This is a genomic window from Brevibacillus sp. FSL L8-0520, assembly GCF_037963895.1.
GTDB classification, from domain to species: domain Bacteria; phylum Bacillota; class Bacilli; order Brevibacillales; family Brevibacillaceae; genus Brevibacillus; species Brevibacillus borstelensis.
Genome location: NZ_CP150171.1, coordinates 3,229,955 through 3,248,569, shown reverse-complemented (window position 1 = coordinate 3,248,569; position 18,615 = coordinate 3,229,955). Strand labels below are relative to the sequence as shown.

Here is an 18,615-nt window from a genome sequence, read left to right as displayed (position 1 = left end):
TGTTTCTTATTCTGAAGTATTGTGGGACTGGATGGACTGTCTGCTTTTTCTCGCAAACACGATCAGCAAGATAATGCCCACCGCGATTAGAGAAAGGCTGACCAATTGGGCAACGCGCAATGTTCCGCCGATCAGGAGAGAGTCTGTACGCATGCCCTCGATAAAAAAGCGGCCGATTGAATACAGGACCAGATAGCTGAACAATACTTGTCCGTCAAAGCGTTTGAAGCGGTACAGCATTGCCATCAGGATGGCGAAGACGAGCAGGTTCCACATCGACTCGTAGAAGAACGTTGGGTGGTAATACTGCCCCCCGATGTACATCTGGTCGCGGATAAACGCAGGAAAATGAGCCATGTACTCCGCAGTTGCCGGTCCGCCGTGCGCTTCCTGGTTAATAAAGTTGCCCCAGCGGCCGATCGCTTGCCCCAGAATGACACTGGGAATCATCGCATCCCCCAGCAGCAAAAACGGCAGGTTGTGCTTGCGGACATACCAGGCACCGGCGAGAACGCCGCCGATCAAGCCGCCGTGAATCGCCAGCCCTCCTTCCCAAACGTAGAAAACGGAGAGGAGATTGTCTTTGTACTGGTCCCACTCAAAAATGACGTAGTAAGCACGAGCGCAAATGATGGCAGCGGGAATGATGAGTACGACCATGTTCAGGACGTGATCAGGATCTATGCCCGAACGCTTGGCATTGTAGCGGGCGAGATACGTGCCCAGAAAAAACGCAAACCCCATAATGATTCCGTACCAGTGAATATTGATGGGGCCAAGTGATAATGCTATCGGATCAATCATGTTGTATTCCTCCTTGCCTCCAAACATCTCTGCACAGTATAGCACAAATCGCATGCGCAGTTCCAATTGTGCAGATGGCAACAGCAGGCAGCCTGTGGACCGCCGCACTTATGGCTTTTGTTTCAGAAAGGCCAGGATCGAATCAAGGGAAGCACGCTTCTGGTCATGGACGGCAGCGAACAAATCGCCGAACTTTTGCAACCGTTCGGGAACCGTATGGACGGTGAAATCAGTCGGGTGGATATGGGGAACCTCTTCCCAGCGAAGCGGTGTGGAAACGGTCGCTTCCTTGCGGGCCCGCGTCGAATAGGGGGCGGTCAAGGTCTTTCCCCGCCAGGGCTGCAAGTAATCGATGTAGAGCTTCGTGCCCCTGTTCTTGACCAGGCGCTCCAATGTGATCAGATCAGGCCGCTTTTCCGCCAGGTAGGTCGCCAAGAAATGCCCGACCTGTCTCGTTTGTTCAAATGTATAACGACGTTCGATCGGAATGTAAATTTGCAAGCCCGATGCGCCAGAAGTCTTGACGACAGAGGGGAGCTGCAAATCGTCCAACAGCTCCTTCAAAAGCATGGCCGTTTCGGCGACGGGAGCGAATTCCGGTGTAGACGGGTCAAGGTCGAAAACGAGCTCAGTCGGTATCTCGTCTCCCGCCAGGTGAAACGAGACGTGCCATTCCAGTGCCGCCTGATTCGCCAACCAAACAAGAGTCGCCGCATCATTTAAGAGGGGATAAGCGGTATTTTCCCATACGCTGGAAGCGATCCAGTCCGGAGCGTACTCAGGAATGTTCTTTTGATAAAAATGCTTGTCGTGGATGCCGTGGGGATAACGGATAACAGTTAAAAGGCGGTCTTTCGTATAAGCCAGAAACGGAGAGGCGACCTCCATTAAATAACCGATGTAATCCCATTTGGTGACGTTTGCTTCCGGCCAAAGCGGTTTGGTTGGATTCGTAATCGTCAATTCCTTGCCCGCAACGGCAACGGTAATGTCAGCAGCTTCAGTAGGCAAGACAAATCCCTCCCTCTGGGACTAGTGCTGCCCCTACTTTTCCCGCATTGGCCAAACATATGCAAGCGAGGCACCTGCATATTTTGGAAACCCGAGTAACATAATACGGGTAGCTTACCAACAGTTGGTGAATCGTATGAAGCATACTCGTCAGTCAAAGAAGGAACAAAATATTGCCCAGTTAAACGAAAAAAGTCTGAGCGAGCTGGAGTCTTTTCCCGTTCGTTCTTCTTTGGAAGAGAACATTGAGATTCTTGAACATCTGTTTCAGGATTGCTCGGATTTTGTTCTGCGTGAGTTTCAACTGAAAGACAGTGTTCAAGCTTGTGCGGTCTTTGTAGATGGCTTGATTGATACGCAATCCGTTAATGAAGCACTGAGGGCGCTGATGATCCTGAAGGGTGGCCGGGAGAGCATCAGGAGCATCGAGCATGAAGTTCTCCCCGTCTCGCAAATTTCCGAGGTCACGAGCTACAAGGATTTTCTGTCGGCTGTGCTTGGGGGAGATACGGGAATTCTCGTAGACGGCAACGACATTGCTCTCACGCTCGGGATTCGCGGAGCCGAAAAACGTTCCGTAAACGAACCGGAAGGGGAAGTTGTCGTACGGGGGCCGCGGGAGGGATTCATTGAAAATATCCGGACGAATACGTCCCTTCTCCGGCGGAAGCTGAAAACGCCCCGATTGAAAATGAAATCAATCGTCGTTGGCAAGGAGAGCAATACGAACCTCGTCGTTTCCTATCTGGAAGGAATAGTAGACCCTGCTTTACGGGACGAGGTTATTTCGAGAATCGAGCACATCGAGATCGACGCGGTTCTGGAATCGGGTTATATCGAAGAGATGATCCAGGATAATGCTTTGTCGCCATTTCCGCAGGTCCAATATTCGGAAAGGCCTGATACGGTTGCAGCCGCTTTGCTGGAAGGGCGGATTGCTATTTTTGTCGACGGGACACCAATGGTCCTGATCGTTCCGACTACGTTCTGGATGATGATGCAAGCCAACGAGGATTACTATGAACGCTTTCAGATGGCCACACTCGTCCGCTGGCTGCGCTATTTGTTTTTGGCTATTTCTCTTGTTACACCGGCAGGCTATGTAGCGATTTCGACCTTCCATCAGGAGATGCTCCCAACCACTTTATTGCTGAGCATCGCGGCAGCGCGGGAATCCATTCCGTTTCCGGCGATTGTCGAGGCGCTGATCATGGAGATTTCGTTCGAGGCCCTGCGCGAAGCGGGGATTCGATTGCCGAAAACAGTAGGGCAGGCAGTCAGCATTCTGGGGGCGCTTGTCGTAGGACAGGCTGCCGTCCAGGCGGGAATCGTTTCGGCACCGATGGTAATTGTCGTTTCGATCACGGGAATCGCTTCCTTCACCGTGCCGCATTACAATGCATCGATCGCTTTGCGGATGCTTCGTTTCCCATTGATGTTTGCCGCCTCCTTTTTGGGAATATACGGCATTCTGGTCGGCATTCTTCTGATTATGGGACACATGGCAAACCTTCGCTCGTTTGGGGTGCCGTACCTTTCCCCGCTGGCGCCGATGTCGATAGGCGACTTCAAGGATGTGCTGATTCGTGCTCCTTGGACAATAATGGAGAAACGCCCAAGCTTTACGGGGGTAGAGGACGAAAAACGCTTGAACACAGCCTCGATCAATAAGTCCAGACAAACGAGCGATTGAGGAGGCTAAAATAAACAGAAATAACCGGGGGAGTGGTACTGTGAAAAGGAGTTCCCGCTTCAAAATTGCTAGTATCATCGTCATCCTGATTCATTCACTGCTGCTTACGGGATGCTGGGATCGGGTAGAAGTGAACGATCTGGCGCTCATCCTTGCTTTCGCGGTGGATAAGGAAGAGGACGGCTTGTACCGGATGTCTGTACAACTCCCCCTGGTCAGCAGTCTCGGAGGTCCTTCCGGCGGTGGTGGAGGGACCAGTGGAGACAAGAGCTATTATGTGGATTCGGCTACCGGAAAAACACTCCGGGAAGCGAACAACGTTTTGCAGTCAAGGATGAGTCGAAAGCTTTTTTACGCCCATCATCGGGTGATTGTCATTGGCGAGGAGACAGCCAAATCAGGGCTGAGAGAAATACTTGATGTCATCGCCCGTTTCCCGGAAAACCGCCTGACAGCATACATGGTCGTGGCGAAAGGGAAAGGCTTCGATCTTCTCAAAGCCCAGCCTCAGTTCGAGAGATTTTCTGCGGAAGCGATGAGAGAATTGATCAAAATGGTGGGTGTTACCGTTACGGTAAAAGACATTGCGCAGATGTTGAATACACCTGGTGTCGATGCGTATCTGCCAGTATTGGCAAGCGTTGATTCCAGACCAAAAGGGAAATCAAAGGAAATCGAGCTGATCGGTTTTTCCATGTTTCGCGATGATCGGTTCGCTCATTTTTTAACTTTGGAGCATGCCAAAGGGATTCGATGGTTCCAACCGACTTTCTATTCGTACGCTACGGATTTTGATATCCGAAAAAACAGGGAGATCAGTGTTCAAGTAAATCAAGGTAGGATGGAAATTACACCGATCGTCCGTAATGGAAAGGTTCATTTTCAAATAAACGTCCACGCGAGAGCGGCAATCATTGAAGATCACAGCGGTACCGATTGGGGAAACTCGAAGAATTTGCGCATGCTGGAAAACAAGCTGGCTGCCAACATAAGCGAAGGCATACGAACAACCCTTCAGGAAATGGTGAAAAACCAGAGCGACATAGCGGGGTTGGGACTGGTGCTCGCAAGAAAATATCCTCAGCTATGGAAAACATCGTTTCGCGAAAACTGGGACAAGCATTTGAAAGCAGTGACATTTGAGATTCGTACCAGAGCGACTGTTCCAAACATCGGACAAACCACAGAGAACCTAACCAAGGAGGAGATGAGATAAAATGAACCTGATTTTTGCAGGGATTTTTCTCCTTTCCTTCTCTTTGATGGCAATCCGTGACATCATGTTACAGCATCACCGTTCTTCAAAAATGAGAGTGGTCATCTATCTGCTCTATATCGCAACGCTGTGCCTGTTCGTCGCTGCGTTTTACCAGGTTGATATCTTCAAGCCCTTTCAAAACACGATCAGTGCTTTCGAGTCAAGGGTTAAAGCATGGATGATGAGCCTTTACTAAGGGGGCAGGAAAATTTGCAAGTCAAACAAGTGATCAACCATCGCCAGATCGCCTGGCTGACGAGCGGTGTGATTATGACAGGGGCCGTTGTCAGCCTTCCGCAGCAACTGGCGGTCGTGGCCAAAAACGATGCCTGGCTGTCCCAATTGCTGCCTGTCATGTATACGGTTCTTGTCGCCTATGTGTTTGAAAGGCTCATTCGGGCTTATCCGGGGAAGAACATATTTGAAATCTTGATAGAGACCAGAGGGCGTGTTGCCGGCAGCCTGTTTAATGGAATACTGCTGCTTTTTTTCTTGCTCATCCTTTTGCGCGATATAAAAGGAGTCGGTCATTTTCTGCATCTCAGTTTGCTGAGCGAGACCCCGCTGGAGATTATTCTTCTCGTCTTTGTCGTGGTTCTCCAGTATTTCGGGCGGTCCAGCATGGAAGTGGCGGCTCGGGTAAATGAGATGTATTTCCCGATGTTTTTTATACTCTCTTTCTCGATGTATTTTATCTTGTCCAACGAATATGATCTTCGACGACTCGAGCCGATTATGGACAGCAAGTTTGTCGCGTTGCTGCTGAGCAATTGGATGTCAGGGGGGTTGTACGGGGATATCTTTGTTTTTGGCGCTTTTTTGCATGCCATTTCCCAATCCCGGTTGTTTTTTTCGGCGGTTAAGCACGGGGCGACGATGGCCGGCTTCGGAATAATGCTGATCCTGATTATTCAACTGGGTGTCATGGGATACCTGATCACAAGCCGCTTGAATTATCCCGTATATGTTCTCGTTGAGCAGATCCACTTGACTGACTTCCTCGACCGGGTCGAGGTGATGCTGTTCAGCATCTGGTTTCCCGCTTTCGCGATTAAAGTGGTCATCACCTACTTGACCCTACTGATCGGGATCGGGACGTTGACCAGAAGGGAGGACTATACGTATTGCAACGGGCCGTTTGGCTGGTTTGTCCTGATCCTCAGCATTACTACCTTTCAGCACATAAACGACGTGAATAACTTCATCGGCTTTGTATTGCCTGTACTTGTTCCGTTGATCCAATGGCCAATGTTGCTATTGCTGTTCTTGTCCGCACGGCAAAAGGCAGGAAAGAGAGCAGGCTCGGATCAAGGCAGCCACCCTCTCCTAAAGAAATATCGCAGATACACACGATTGTGGTGGATATGTTTTGCCATATGCACGATTTCTCTTTTGATCGGTTCATTTATAGAGCCCTTTTATGGGGGATGGGGAAGAGTTTTCGGTGCCGTTTACTTTTTTGGATTTTTGGCGGCGTTTATCTTCTCTTATTTGGAACTGCAGTCCCTGAATCATATCATGGAGCGAGCAAAATCAATCGCGAGAAGGGCTTAGAGAAACAGAGCTTGAGCTGTCGGAAAGAGCCGGTTTTCACCAGGGCAAGGGTGGAACCGGCTTTACACTTGTACGACCTTTGCAATCCTGGGATTGCTCAAAATGATTTGACTTTTCCATGAAGTGGATTTACAATCTTCGCCAATACTTGTTTGCTCGTAAGTATGCAGCCAGCCTCTTCTTGCCTGATGATCTCGCAACGGTTTGATTGCCTGATTCATGCGAAACGGGAACATGAAACCGATCAATATGCAAGGCTGCCCAAAATTTAGACTGGAAAGGTGGTTCCCGTTCGTGTCAAAAGAACCCTGTGACGCAAGCGCAAACCAAAATCAAAAATCGAGCTTCCACCATTACATTCAATCCCCGGAAATGCAGGGGAAGCTGTACAAGCGAACGTTGCTTATCGTTGTCATTTCACAAATTTTCGGAGGAGCCGGCCTTGCAGCCGGGGTAACGGTCGGAGCGCTGCTCGCCCAGGATATGCTCGGAACGGACAGCTTTGCGGGGATTCCTGCCGCGCTGCTCACCCTTGGTTCTGCAGTAGCCGCGATGCTGGTCGGGCGGCTCTCTCAGCGTTTCGGACGTCGTTTTGGACTCGCAGCAGGATTCTTGACTGGTGGCGTAGGTGCGGTTGGGGTAGTGCTTGCGGCTGTTGGTCACAATATATGGCTTCTTTTCGCTTCACTGCTGCTCTATGGTGCAGGCACGGCTTCAAACCTGCAAGCACGCTATGCAGGGACGGACTTGGCTAAGCCGCAACAGCGGGCAACAGCAGTCAGTATTGCAATGGTGTCCACTACTTTCGGTGCGGTTGCTGGTCCAAATCTGGTGGAGGTAATGGGGCGATTCGCCGCCTCGATCGGAGTTCCGGCTCTGGCAGGTCCTTTCATTCTAGGTGCCGCCGCGTTTATTCTGGCAGGGCTTGTATTTCTGACCTTCCTCCGTCCGGACCCATTCGTTGTAGCCAAGGCAATCGCTGATGCACACAAAAAGGATCAAAGCCCGGCTGCGAAAGAAAGCTCGCTCGTATCCGCAAACACCCGGGGCATTATTGTCGGGGCGACTGTCATGATTTTAACCCAAATCGTTATGGTCGCGATCATGACGATGACACCTGTTCACATGAAACACCACGGGCATGGGCTCAGTGAGGTAGGGTTGGTCATCGGCGTTCATATTGGCGCCATGTACCTGCCGTCTCTTGTGACCGGTATTCTCGTTGACAAGGTGGGACGAGTGGCGATGTCATTTGCGTCTGGGGCGATTCTGCTTGCAGCCGGGGTCCTGTCGGCTGTCGCACCTGCAGATTCCATGCTGCTGCTCACGATTGCTCTCGCTCTGCTCGGGCTTGGCTGGAACTTCGGATTGATCAGCGGCACAGCGCTTATCGTAGATGCAACCAACCCGTCTACTCGGGCAAAAACGCAAGGTACCATTGATGTCCTGGTTGCTTTGGCGGGGGCTTCGGGCGGAGCATTATCCGGCATGGTCGTAGCGTATTCCAGCTACGCGGCCCTTTCGCTTGGCGGCGGCGTTCTTTCACTGCTGCTGATACCAGTTGGCATTTGGTACCATAGCAAACATAAAGCGGCCAAATCTGAGAGCATGTCGCTATAAAGCGGAGTGGATTCATCCCCGGCTATTTCCTGCAGCTTGCGGAACATACCAGAAAAAATGGAATTGGCCGACTGGACAAGCTGCCTTTTTTCCTCGACGCTTTGCTTTTCCCGTTAAAATGAGTTCCGCAATGATCAAAGGTACAGAGCGGCCCGTATGCCCGATCATCAGGTATTCAGGTAACAAAGTTTGAGGCCGGTTTTGCGGAAGCGGTGCCGGATGTTCAAAATCATATGGTAAATGCATAGGGAACCGTACATGGTGCAGTTATCTATGCGTTGGTTGACCACGCATTTTCGGTTGCCTGTAACGCGTACGGAAATACATCCTTGAGGCATCTCCACCACTATTCAGTTTATGGAATCAGCAAAGCCGGAGACAGAATCGTTGCCCGTGCGACGGAGGTTAAACGAAACGTTCGTACAGGATTCTATCGGATCGATAAATGTCACGAGGAAAATCTGATAGCTACGATGGAGGCAGTGTCATATCGGAAGGACCACTACTTTGTAGAACTTGATGAACAGAAATAAATAAAGGCAGTGCAAAGTCTGAGGCTATCCTTTCTGTCTTGGGCTAGCACTGCTTTTTTTCGCAGCAGCCAAAAACGAGTGATTCAAAGCTGTCTCCGTTTCTAAGAAAAGAACCGCTTTTTTGTGTTCTGCCCGCATCATGCATTTGAATGGCCGAATGTGGAGATGTTGATGGTAAGAGGTACGAATTAATCCTTTTCATGAGGTGAAAGGATGCATCCAATCATTCCGATGGAACCGATCAGCTGCGAAACAATCCCCGAAGGGCCGAACTGGATAGCCCAGGTTAAATGGGATGGGGTCCGAATTGTTACCTACTTTGACGGACAGGAAACGCGTTTGTTCAACCGGAGAAAAAATGAGCGGACAATCCAATTTCCGGAGCTTGCTGACATACAAACATACTGCAAAGCTCGCTCCGTAATCCTGGATGGAGAAGTCATCGCATTAGGGTCTGACGGAAAACCGTCATTTCATGAAGTGATGCGGCGGGATGGCATTCGGCGACCGGAAAAAGTCAGTCAGGCACAAAAAGCGGTTCCGATTACCTACATGATCTTTGATGTGATTTTCCTGGATGGCGAGTGGATTATCAATCGTTCGTTGCGTGAACGCATGAGCCTGCTGTCGGAAATCATCATGCCGAATGAGCACGTCCAATTGGTTCCTGGCAATGACAATGGCCAGGCTTTGTATGATGTTATCCAGCAGCATGGGATGGAAGGCATAGTCATGAAAGATCTGAACAGCAAATATGTCATTGGCGGCAAAGAGAAGCAGTGGCAAAAGAAAAAATATTACCGGGACACCATCGCAGTTGTTGGGGGAGTGACACTCCGCGATAACATCGTAAATGCCCTTCTTTTGGGGTTGTATGATCAAGAGGGGCATTTATTTTACATTGGCCATGCGGGAACAGGCAGATTCACTCAAAGCGACTGGAGGGCCCTTACAGAAAGGATAGCGCCTTTGACGCAACAGAATTCACCCTTTGCCAACAAACCATCGAGAGTCAAAGGAGCTGTCTGGTTGACGCCAAAGATCACGGTGAAGGTCCAATTTGCCGAGTGGACAGAGGGATACACACTGCGACAGCCCAGTATTCAAGCGGTTGTTGATGTACCTGCTGATCACTGTGTTTTGGAGAGTTGAAAAATTGACCAAGGCCAACATAGTTTCCCCCCCTCTACGATCATGGGTCAGACTAAAACTGTTTCTGTAGACCCACACGAACCGGGTCTGATACGATGAAGATCGCTTGAAATGGATTGTATTGGAGTGGTTCGGATGGATGTTTACGCAAATTTAAAGCAGGGAGAACGCGGGGTGTGGATCAGTATCGCCGCGTACATTTTCTGTTCGATCATAAAAGTTGTCGTTGCCTTGTTTGCCGACTCGGAGGCGCTTCTGGCTGACGGATTGAACAACACGACGGATGTGATAGCATCCATTGCTGTTTTGATTGGACTTCGAATCGCCCGCAAGCCGCCGGATAAAGATCATCCCTACGGGCATTTCCGGGCAGAGACGATCTCTTCGATGGTCGCTTCCTTCATTATGTTTGCGGTCGGAATTGAAGTGTTGACGAGGGCCGTGCCATCCCTGTTCAATCCGGAGGTGCAGGCGCCCGATATGGTGGCTGCATGGGTGGCGCTGGGCTCTGCTGTGGTGATGCTGGCTGTTTACCGTTACAACATCCGTTTGGCCAAATTGATTGACAGTCAAGCTGTAGCTGCTGCTGCGCAGGACAACCGCTCCGACGCATGGGTGAGCATCGGTACTTTTGTGGGGATTGCCGGGGCCCAGTTCCAACTCCATTGGCTGGACCCGCTGGCAGCGCTTGTAGTCGGCGTGATCATCCTGAAAACTGCGTGGGAGATTTTCAGAGAAGCCGCCCACCGTCTCACCGATGGATTTGACTACGGTGAATTGGAGGTCCTGCGTAACACGATTTCACAAATACCCGGTGTCGCCGAGATCAAAGACATCAAAGCCCGATACCTGGGAAGCAGTGTAATCGTCGACGCCGTTATTCATGTCGATCCGGACCTGAATGTGTTGGAGAGCCATGTCATTACAGAAGAGATTGAGAAACACATGAAGGAAAAACACAAGATCGGGACCGTGCACATTCATATTGAGCCGGATGAACGGCTGGCCAGATAAACAAGGGCAGAGACGGGTCAGGACGTTTCTGCTTTTTTTCTGCGCAGTTTTTTTGTTGTCGTTGTCGCGGCGGTCGGCTTTTCGGGGCTTTTGCGTTCGGGCTTGATTCCAGGCTGCTTCTTGACTCCTGCTGGAGGGGCTGGCGTTGGATGCGGCTCCAATTTTGCCGGAGTGGCCTGATCTCCAGTCGCCGCCAAGCTTTCTCGGAGCGCCTGCATCAGATCGACGACGTTGGCGCGCGGCGCAGCGGGAGCCACGGCAATTTCTTTTCCTTCCTTTTTCTTTTCGATCAGCGCCTGCAGGCTGCTTCGATACTCATCTTTGTACTTGCCCGGCTCAAAAGCTGTCGTCATATTATTGATCAGCTCGGCAGCCATCCTCAGTTCATTTTCCGCCAGCGCCACATCAGCTTCTGGAAGCGCAGGCACCTGAGCTACCGGGCGCACCTCATCAGGATAAAAGATCGTTTCCATCATGATGCAGTGCTCATAGAGGCGAATGACAGCGAGACTTTCCTTGTTTCTCATGGTCACCCGGGCTATCGCGATTTTTCCCGTTTCCTTCATCGCTGCCCGCAACAGGGAGTAAGCCTTGTCCCCGGTTTCTTGTGGCGAAAGGAAGTAGCTTTTGTCAAAATAAACCGGATCAATCTCGGTCAAGTCGACAAAATCTACAATTTCGATGGCTCTGCGCGTTTCGGGAGTAATGGCTTCCAGATCCTCGTCTTGAATAATGACGTAATTTCCTTTTTCATACTCAAAACCGCGAACGATGTCTTCGGCACCCACTTCTTTTTCGCAATGCGGACACATTTTCGTATACCGGATCGGTGTATGGCATTCCTTGTGAAGCTGGCGAAAACGGACATCCCTTTCTTCAGTTGCAGTAAACATTCGCACAGGTATGTTGACCAGTCCGAAGCTGATCGACCCCTTCCAGACGGTATGCACGAAAATCCCCCTTTTTTGCTCTTGTTACGTTAGTATCCGCATGTTTTGATCGGATCGGGTAGGGAAAAGAAGGCGATTTGCGCCGTTGTGGGAGCAGCGCTTTTTTCCATAGAAAAAGCCAGCCTTCGCTTTCAGGCTGGCCTGTTTGCTTATTGTCCGTGCTTGACGATGTCCGATTGATCTGCTGCGGACTGCATGAGGCGAGCTTCTTCCTTGCCTGTTCCTGTCCGGTCAGCGCGTGACTGAGCCGCTGCAGCCTCCTGCTTTTGCTTCGATGGAAGTTTTTCAGCCATGTTTCATCCCTCCAGTACACGAAACTGGCGTTAGTGTGCCCTGCAGACAGAAAAAAAAACCTCACCGCAAATGCAGTGAGGCAGCAGTCCATCTCTCCCTGTTCGGGAGCGGTGGCACGGAATGCTCCTATCAGACACGCCGTGCGCGAGTAGGAACTGCTTTTCAATTATGGGAGAGGAGAAACCGGAGGAAGAGCTTATGGGGAAACGTAAGTCTTCTCCGCGGTTGTCAGCGACACCGTTGCGTCGCTATCCATATTCTTTTCCAGTGGAGGTGCGTTTTATTCAGCATCTGCGAAAAAATTTTCCATCTGAATAATTTTACCGGCCTAGGCCGTTGTGATAGTATGAAATCATTCTCAACCAAGAGGAATAAAACCAGACTGCAAAGGTGAATGGCTTATGCGCGTAATTTCAGGTGAACACAGGGGACGAAAGCTGGTGGCGGTGCCCGGAAAAGGGACCCGTCCGACTACTGACAAGATAAAAGAGTCCATCTTCAATATGATTGGTCCTTATTTCTCGGGCGGAATTGCTCTTGATTTGTACGCAGGTACAGGCGGTTTGGGGATTGAGGCGTTAAGCCGGGGAATCGAGCGATGCGTATTTGTGGAAAGGGATCCCAAGGCCTTTTCCGTCGTCAAACAGAACGTAGCCGCCTGCCGGCTGGAGGAGAGGGCCGAGCTGTACCGTAACGATGCGGGCAGAGCATTAAAGCAGCTCTTTAAAAGGAAGATCGCCTTCGATGTTGTTTTTCTCGATCCACCTTATGCCCATCAGCATATCGCCGAGGAGATCATGCAGATGCAGGAGGGAGGACTGCTCGCGGAAGGAGCCTGGATCGTCGCCGAACACGACAGCGCCATCCGCTTGCCCGACGTGATTGGCGAATGCTGTCTTGACCGCACGTCTACATATGGTGAAACGACGATTACCATCTACCGCTTCGAACCGGGCGGCCCGACGGATCAAAAGCAGGAGCAAGAGCAAACGGACGAACTTGAACCAAAAGCTGCATCGGAAAGTGACCAGCAGCCGGAATGATTCTACAACTACGCAAAGGGGCAGGAAATCTATGAGGATTGCCGTATGTTCGGGAAGCTTCGATCCAGTAACGAACGGACACCTCGACATCATAGCGCGAGGTGCCCGGATATTCGACAAAGTAATCGTTGCTGTACTGAATAACTCGCAAAAGCAGTCGTTGTTTACCGTAGAGGAACGGGTAGAAATGCTGGAGCTGTCGACCGCACACCTGCCTAATGTCGAAGTCGATTCCTTCAGTGGACTTTTGATGGACTACATGCGCAAACAGAAGGCAAGCGTTATCCTCCGCGGTCTGCGCTCAAATGCGGATTTTGACTATGAAATGCCAATCGCGGCGGCCAACAAAACGCTTGGCGAGGATGTAGAGACGATGTTTCTTTTGACCAACCCGCAGTATGCCTACCTGAGCTCCAGCATCGTCAGGGAATTGGCCAAATACCGCGCAAGCGTTAAAGGGCTGGTGCCGCCCCCGGTAGAGGATGCGCTGGCGAAAAAATTTGCCGGCAAGTGACACCTTCTCCGTTGATTTCTTGCCTCCGGTTTATTGCGGCTTGTGGCCTTTCGTGCCGCGCAACAAAAAGCTGAGCAGCAGCAGAACACACAGGAGAGCTCCTGCTGCGAGGCCGGAATGAAGCAAGGAATCCCACCAGCTCACGACAGGCACGCCGGAGGTCGTCGGCATAAACACCGGGACGTCTCTTTCGGAAAACCAGGTAGAAGCAGCCGTTAACGGTTTCCAGCAGAAAAAGGCCAGTAAAGCGGAGAGGCCGGCGTGAATGACCCGAGCGATCAGATACGGAGCAACGCGGATGTCCGTTTCGCTGAGGATGCTTGCCACTTGAGCGTGCACGCTGAGCCCACCCCACGAAATAATGGCGCTGGCAACGACCGCTTTCCAGATCATAGGTACGGAAGAGCTGACGACGCTCACTCCTTGAGCACCCAGCGTGACCTCAAACAAACCGGCAATAATTCCGGAGGAGAAGGCCGAAGGGACGCCCAGAGGACCGAGAAACACGGCGAGCAGACTGCTTAAAAATCGGGTCAGCTCAATCGTGGCGAACAACTGAATCAGGACGGAAAAGACGATGATAAACCCGCCGATCATCAGCAAAGTATGGAGGGCTGATTGAACCGCCTCTCCCATTAGCCGCCCGAATGGCCGACGGTCCCGAATACGGGCCCGGTGCATCGCCTGCAAGGCTCGAAGCGGCAGGGGCAGGCGATTTTTTTCCAAAGGTCTGCTGGATGGGGCAAAAGGCGAGTAAAACCGGTATATCACCCCCAACAGCAAAGCGGACGCGTAATGGCTGAAGGCGAGGACAAAACCGAACTGTTCACTGTGGAAAAAGCCTATGGAGACTGCCCCGATGACAAACAGGGGGTCGCCTGTCGTCGTGAACGAGACCAGTCTTTCTCCTTCTGCCTGCGTTATGCTTCCTTGTTCCCGCAGTCTGGTTGTCAGCTTGGCTGCGACCGGATACCCGGAAGCGAATCCCATCGTAAGCACAAAGCCGCCCGTCCCCGGAACGTTAAAGAGGGGGCGCATCAAAGGCTCTAACAAAACGCCTGCGAAGTGGACGACACCTACGCCCATCAGAATTTCAGACAATACGATAAATGGCAAAGTGGATGGGAAGACAATCTCCCACCATACTTTCAAGCCCCGGATCGCCGCCTCGAAGGACGTCTGCGGATGGGAGACCAGAATGATGACCAGAGCGATCGCTGAACAAGCGTATAACAATGTGAGAATGGGAGAGCGGCGTGTCATGGCTACCTCCTGTCCTGCAGCTAGATAGTACATGTCTACGTGAGGAAGGACAAAACTATTCGCCTGCGTTGTTTGCATGAAAAGTTTGGCGATCGGCCACATACGCTTGAAAAGGGGGATGTGGACATGGAAAAGAGAAGGAAACCAAAGATAGGGCTTGCCCTGGGATCGGGGGGCGCGCGGGGATTTGCCCATATCGGCGTCCTCAAGGTATTTGAAGCCCATGGCATCAAGATCGATATGCTGGCGGGAAGCAGTATGGGCAGTCTGATTGCGGCAGTTTACGCCAACGGCATTGAGCCGCATATGATGGAAAAGCTGGCCCTCAACCTGAAGCGCAAGCATTGGCTCGATCTGACGGTACCGAGCCTTGGCTTTGTGACGGGCGAGAAAATCAAGCAATTAATTCGGTTGCTGACACACGGGAAAAGAATTGAGGAACTGCAAAGGGAGCTTGCCATCGTGGCGACAGACATCGAGACGGGAGAGCGGGTCGTGTTTCAGGAAGGCCCGGTCGATCAGGCTGTCCGTGCCAGCATCTCCATTCCGGGCATTTTTGTACCGGAGCGGGTGGACGGAAGGCTGCTGGTGGACGGCGGGGTCATCGACCGTGTCCCCATCACGGTCATCCGCGACATGGGAGCTGATCTGGTCATCGCCGTTGATGTCGCGCTGTTTGATACGCCGATGAAAGTAACGACCATTTTTGATGTCATCGCCCAGACAATCGACGTGATGGAGCGGGAGATTTTGCGCCATCGAATCCTCTCAGCCGATCTCGTAATTCGCCCCGATGTTGGACACTATAGCAGTATCGCGTATACAGGAATAGAAGAGATTATTGCGCTCGGAGAACAGGCGGCACTGGAATACGTAGACAAAATTCAGGAAATGATCGCGAACTGGGGGCAGGAGAATGAGTGAAGAAAGAATAACGACACACCGGAGTGCCAGTGGGCGAAACGGCTTTGCCCGCTGGCTGATGGTTGTAATCCCGGTTGCCCTGGGGTTGTTATTTTTTGTACCTACGCCGTATTATGTTACAAGACCTGGCTCTGCCATTGAGCTGGCCCCGATGATCGATGTCGAAGGCGGGGAAAAAGACGAGACCGGTGCCTTTATGCTGACGACCGTGCGGATGGGAGAGGCCAATCTTGCCTGGTATTTGTACGCGCAGCTCTCCCCGGATGCCGAGCTGATGGAAAAAGAGCTGGTTGTCGGCAAAGGGGAAAGCAACGAGGACTTTACCAGACGCGAGCTTGCGGTCATGGACAACTCGCAAAAAATTGCGGAGGCTGTCGCTTTCCGGATGGCGGGATACGACGTGAAGGTGGAAAATCAGGGCGTCTGGGTGATGGGCACGGTTGACAACATGCCGGCCAAAAATGTGCTGAAAATAGGGGATGTTATCACCTCAGTAGACGGGAAGAAAATGTCCCGAAAAGAGGACTTGCTCGGGTATTTGTCAGAAAAACGCAAGGGGGATTCCGTCGAGATCGAGTTTACGCGGGACGGCAAGAAGCAAAAGCAGACACTGGTTCTCGATCAATTGCCCCAATCGAAAAATGCCGGGATCGGCATCCGGCCCGAAGACAAGCAGGAAATTATCGTGCCCAATCGGGTGACGATCTCTTCCGAGGGCATTGGAGGCCCTTCCGCCGGGTTGATGATGACGCTGGAGATATATGATCAGCTCAATACGGAAATGGATCTGACCCGCGGCTATCAAATAGCAGGGACGGGGACGATTTCGCTCGACGGCACTGTGGGACGAATCGGAGGAATCAACCACAAAATTGTCGCTGCAGACAAGGCAGGAGCAGAGATCTTTTTTGCACCGCAGGATGATCAGGGACCGATCTCCAATTACGAGGAAGCGCTGGCTACGGCAAAACGAATCGGAACCTCGATGAAAGTAGTGCCAGTCCGTACAGTGGAGGATGCACTTGTTTACCTTCGTTCTCAGCCTCTGAAAAAATCTTGAGCGGACTTGCTGTCAAGGAAAAATGGTTGACAAAGAAAAACCCAGATTATATAATCATCCTTGTTGTGCATGAGGTGAAAAGCCGTGAATATTAAAATTGTAGACTTGGATCATCGCAAAGGGGAGCCGCTGCCATTTCGACTTACGTTGGATGCGGACGAGCTGAAGCGCCGTCATCACGAAATTCGCAATCTGACGCCGGTAGAAGTGTCGGGCGAAGCGACCAAGCTCGGTGACCTGTACTACGTCAATGGAAACATGAAAGCCGATGTCGATTACGTTTGCGCCAGATGTTTGAGGCCGTTTCGTCAGCATACGGAGGTTCCGTTTTCCGAAACCTTCGCCTCTGAGGAATCACTGCTCGCAGATGAGGAAGACAGTGATATCATCCCGCTCGAAGGCGATGAAATCGAACTGATTCCTTTGCTGCAAGAGGATTTTTTGTTGGACATACCCGCTTTTCCTCTCTGTGAGGATGATTGCAAGGGCTTGTGCCCGACCTGCGGCGTCAATCGGAACGAGCAAGCGTGCGGCTGCAAAAACGAGCGGATCGACCCTCGTTTGGCCGGATTGGCTGACTTTTTCAAGGACGGAAAGTAAACTTGTTTTCAAGATGTGACGACAGATCTGATGGTCTGCGCGTCTCATTTTTGAACGGATGGCAAAAAGCGTTTCGCCTATTCCATCCACCCTATAGAGCTTCTTGAGCATTTACCAGTTGAAGGAGGTGTAAGGAAGATGGCAGTACCTCAACGGAGAACTTCCAAAACCCGTAAAAGAATGCGTCGTACGCACTTCAAATTAGAGATTCCTGGCATGATCAAATGCGATAATTGTGGCGAATACAAGCTCGCGCATCGCGTTTGCCCGAGCTGCGGACACTACAAAGGTGTGAAAGTGTCGAAGTAAGAAGAGCAAGGTGAGAAATCACCTTGCTTTTTTTATTTTGTTTGGCTGTTGGAGTGGGGAGTATTGCATAGAATGAAGCTTGTATAAGTCATTGTAAGTGTTTAAAAGGAAAAATGAAATAAAACGCACCTAAATGACTTGATTTCACTTGAAATTGCTGAAAATAATGCATACAATGAAGCAAGGAACGATGCAAATCCATTACGGAGTTGACTTGTGTGTACCAGGAAGAACGATTGATGGCGATTCTTCGCTATCTGGAGCAGCATGAGCGTATCGGCGTCCAGGATATCGTAGAGCAATTCAAGGTTTCACGCGATACGGCGCGCAGAGACATCCTCAAGCTGGAGGAGCAGGGGTCAATCGTCCGCACCCGTGGAGGGGCGATCCTGCCCGGCTCAGCAAGACAAATCCGCTCCTATCAGGAACGGCTTCAGCTGGAGTCTGAGGGGAAACGGGCGATAGGCATGCTTGGAGCGCGTTTTATCCAGGACCGCGAATCGGTGATGATGGATGCCTCCACTACGGTTCGCTTCGCAGCGGAGAAGATGGAATCCAAGGATAACGTGGTCATTACGAACTCGATTGATATTGCCGCGGTTCTCGCCGACAAGGGCAATGTCTCTGTCAAGTTGCTCGGAGGCGATCTGGATCTCGAGAACCGGTATGTGTACGGTCCCCGAGCGGTGCAAATGCTCTCCGATTTTCACGTCAACAAGCTGTTCATCGGGGCTTGCGGAATCACAGTGCATGGCTTGTTCTCGTGGTCTGAGGAGGATGGCTTGATCCTCCGGGAGATGATGCGCCGCGCGGACGCGATCTACGTGCTTGCCGACCACTCCAAATTCGGCGTCCAGCTGCTGTATCGGGTAGCGGGACTGGAGCGCATCGATGTCGTCATTACGGACGAAGAACCTGCCGAAGAGATTCAGGATGCCTTGCGGGCCAACAATGTGGACTGGATTCAGGCGACCAAGCACTTGGCTAAAGAGGATGCAACCGAATAGTGAAACGGGATA

19 protein-coding genes are annotated in these 18,615 nt (G+C 51.3%); 14 read left to right on the top strand and 5 right to left on the bottom strand.

The window, feature by feature from the left end; all coding sequences use genetic code 11:
* Positions 1-6: 6 nt before the first annotated feature.
* Positions 7-804 (bottom strand): prolipoprotein diacylglyceryl transferase, encoded by a 798-nt coding sequence (gene lgt, locus NSQ24_RS16180; protein WP_003386064.1) that lies wholly within the window; start codon positions 802-804, stop codon positions 7-9.
* Positions 805-912: 108 nt separating this feature from the next.
* Positions 913-1,815 (bottom strand): non-homologous end-joining DNA ligase, encoded by a 903-nt coding sequence (ligD, locus tag NSQ24_RS16175; protein ID WP_003386062.1) that lies wholly within the window; start codon positions 1,813-1,815, stop codon positions 913-915.
* Positions 1,816-1,951: 136 nt separating this feature from the next.
* On the opposite strand from ligD, the gene NSQ24_RS16170 reads away from it, so the two are divergent.
* From NSQ24_RS16170 to NSQ24_RS16140, 7 genes are all read left to right on the top strand, one after another.
* Positions 1,952-3,508: a spore germination protein gene (locus NSQ24_RS16170; RefSeq protein WP_172921135.1), complete on the top strand. Its 1,557-nt coding sequence runs from the start codon at positions 1,952-1,954 to the stop codon at positions 3,506-3,508.
* A 40-nt stretch (positions 3,509-3,548) separates the two neighbouring features.
* Positions 3,549-4,724 carry a Ger(x)C family spore germination protein gene (locus NSQ24_RS16165; protein ID WP_003386059.1) on the top strand — a complete coding sequence of 392 codons (1,176 nt, stop codon included), beginning with the start codon at positions 3,549-3,551 and terminating at the stop codon, positions 4,722-4,724.
* 1 nt (position 4,725) lies between these two features.
* Positions 4,726-4,962 (top strand): hypothetical protein, encoded by a 237-nt coding sequence (locus tag NSQ24_RS16160; RefSeq protein ID WP_003386058.1) that lies wholly within the window; start codon positions 4,726-4,728, stop codon positions 4,960-4,962.
* A gap of 14 nt (positions 4,963-4,976) precedes the next feature.
* On the top strand, positions 4,977-6,320 hold the full coding sequence (locus tag NSQ24_RS16155) for an endospore germination permease (protein WP_003386057.1): 1,344 nt from the start codon (positions 4,977-4,979) through the stop codon (positions 6,318-6,320).
* 372 nt (positions 6,321-6,692) lie between these two features.
* Positions 6,693-7,940, top strand: coding sequence for an MFS transporter (locus NSQ24_RS16150; RefSeq protein WP_194247226.1), 1,248 nt, complete (start codon positions 6,693-6,695; stop codon positions 7,938-7,940).
* A 746-nt stretch (positions 7,941-8,686) separates the two neighbouring features.
* Positions 8,687-9,625 (top strand): RNA ligase family protein, encoded by a 939-nt coding sequence (locus tag NSQ24_RS16145; RefSeq protein ID WP_003386055.1) that lies wholly within the window; start codon positions 8,687-8,689, stop codon positions 9,623-9,625.
* 135 nt (positions 9,626-9,760) lie between these two features.
* Positions 9,761-10,639 (top strand): cation diffusion facilitator family transporter, encoded by an 879-nt coding sequence (locus NSQ24_RS16140; RefSeq protein WP_024982980.1) that lies wholly within the window; start codon positions 9,761-9,763, stop codon positions 10,637-10,639.
* A 17-nt stretch (positions 10,640-10,656) separates the two neighbouring features.
* Here NSQ24_RS16140 and NSQ24_RS16135 read toward each other — a convergent pair whose 3' ends face one another.
* Both NSQ24_RS16135 and NSQ24_RS16130 read right to left on the bottom strand, forming a co-directional pair.
* A complete protein-coding gene (locus NSQ24_RS16135; protein ID WP_003386053.1) occupies positions 10,657-11,589 on the bottom strand; it encodes a Ku protein in 933 nt (310 codons plus the stop codon).
* A gap of 149 nt (positions 11,590-11,738) precedes the next feature.
* Positions 11,739-11,882, bottom strand: coding sequence for a hypothetical protein (locus tag NSQ24_RS16130; protein ID WP_170208356.1), 144 nt, complete (start codon positions 11,880-11,882; stop codon positions 11,739-11,741).
* 402 nt (positions 11,883-12,284) lie between these two features.
* Between NSQ24_RS16130 and rsmD the strand changes: the two genes are divergently transcribed.
* On the top strand, positions 12,285-12,926 hold the full coding sequence (gene rsmD, locus NSQ24_RS16125) for a 16S rRNA (guanine(966)-N(2))-methyltransferase RsmD (RefSeq protein WP_024982981.1): 642 nt from the start codon (positions 12,285-12,287) through the stop codon (positions 12,924-12,926).
* A 31-nt stretch (positions 12,927-12,957) separates the two neighbouring features.
* Positions 12,958-13,440: a pantetheine-phosphate adenylyltransferase gene (coaD, locus tag NSQ24_RS16120; protein ID WP_003386050.1), complete on the top strand. Its 483-nt coding sequence runs from the start codon at positions 12,958-12,960 to the stop codon at positions 13,438-13,440.
* A 30-nt stretch (positions 13,441-13,470) separates the two neighbouring features.
* Here the strand turns inward: coaD and ylbJ are convergent, their stop codons facing one another.
* On the bottom strand, positions 13,471-14,703 hold the full coding sequence (ylbJ, locus tag NSQ24_RS16115; RefSeq protein ID WP_003386048.1) for a sporulation integral membrane protein YlbJ: 1,233 nt from the start codon (positions 14,701-14,703) through the stop codon (positions 13,471-13,473).
* Between the two features lie 126 nt (positions 14,704-14,829).
* On the opposite strand from ylbJ, the gene NSQ24_RS16110 reads away from it, so the two are divergent.
* The 5 genes from NSQ24_RS16110 to NSQ24_RS16090 all read left to right on the top strand — a co-directional run bounded on the left by NSQ24_RS16110 (position 14,830) and on the right by NSQ24_RS16090 (position 18,603).
* Positions 14,830-15,627: a patatin-like phospholipase family protein gene (locus NSQ24_RS16110; protein ID WP_003386047.1), complete on the top strand. Its 798-nt coding sequence runs from the start codon at positions 14,830-14,832 to the stop codon at positions 15,625-15,627.
* Positions 15,620-16,687, top strand: a complete 1,068-nt coding sequence (locus NSQ24_RS16105) for a SepM family pheromone-processing serine protease (protein WP_003386045.1) — start codon at positions 15,620-15,622, stop codon at positions 16,685-16,687. The genes NSQ24_RS16110 and NSQ24_RS16105 overlap by 8 nt, the downstream gene beginning before the upstream one ends.
* A gap of 84 nt (positions 16,688-16,771) precedes the next feature.
* Positions 16,772-17,287 (top strand): YceD family protein, encoded by a 516-nt coding sequence (locus NSQ24_RS16100; RefSeq protein WP_003386043.1) that lies wholly within the window; start codon positions 16,772-16,774, stop codon positions 17,285-17,287.
* A 138-nt stretch (positions 17,288-17,425) separates the two neighbouring features.
* Complete coding sequence (rpmF, locus tag NSQ24_RS16095) at positions 17,426-17,596, top strand: 50S ribosomal protein L32 (RefSeq protein WP_003386041.1); 171 nt, start codon at positions 17,426-17,428, stop codon at positions 17,594-17,596.
* A 218-nt stretch (positions 17,597-17,814) separates the two neighbouring features.
* Entirely contained in the window at positions 17,815-18,603 is a 789-nt protein-coding gene (locus NSQ24_RS16090; RefSeq protein WP_031932925.1) for a DeoR/GlpR family DNA-binding transcription regulator, read from the top strand.
* Positions 18,604-18,615: the final 12 nt, after the last annotated feature.